Raw genomic sequence first — 336 nt, 5'->3', positions numbered from 1 at the left:
AGCGCCTCCACCTTGCCGTAGGACACACACAGCTCCTTGACCTCGAGCACCGGGTTCTTCGCACTCGCGTTCGAGGGCGCGCTGGCTTGGGTTTGTTGTGTCATCGCGTTCTCCTCGCTCACTCCACGCCGCCCAGATAGGCTTCAAGCACCGCCGGGTTCTGCTGCACCTCTTCCGGCAGGCCTTCGGCGATCTTCTGGCCGAACTCCATCACCACCACGCGATCGACCAGGTTCATCACGAAATCCATGTCGTGCTCGACGATCAGCGTGGCCATGCCTTCCGAGCGCAGCCTCTTCAGGAGTTCGGCGAGCGCCTGCTTTTCCTTGTAGCGCA

The 336-nt window shown here is 61.9% G+C and carries 1 pseudogene; it reads right to left on the bottom strand.

The features are described 5' to 3' along the window. Window positions 1-118: 118 nt before the first annotated feature. Window positions 119-336, bottom strand: a pseudogene (locus tag B447_RS21635) (metal-dependent hydrolase); the annotation flags it as partial.

It is taken from the genome of Thauera sp. 27, from assembly GCF_000310125.2.
Taxonomy (GTDB): Bacteria; Pseudomonadota; Gammaproteobacteria; order Burkholderiales; family Rhodocyclaceae; genus Thauera; species Thauera mechernichensis.
The sequence above is the reverse complement of the archived record's forward strand: the minus strand, read 5'-3'. Positions and strand labels throughout refer to the sequence as shown.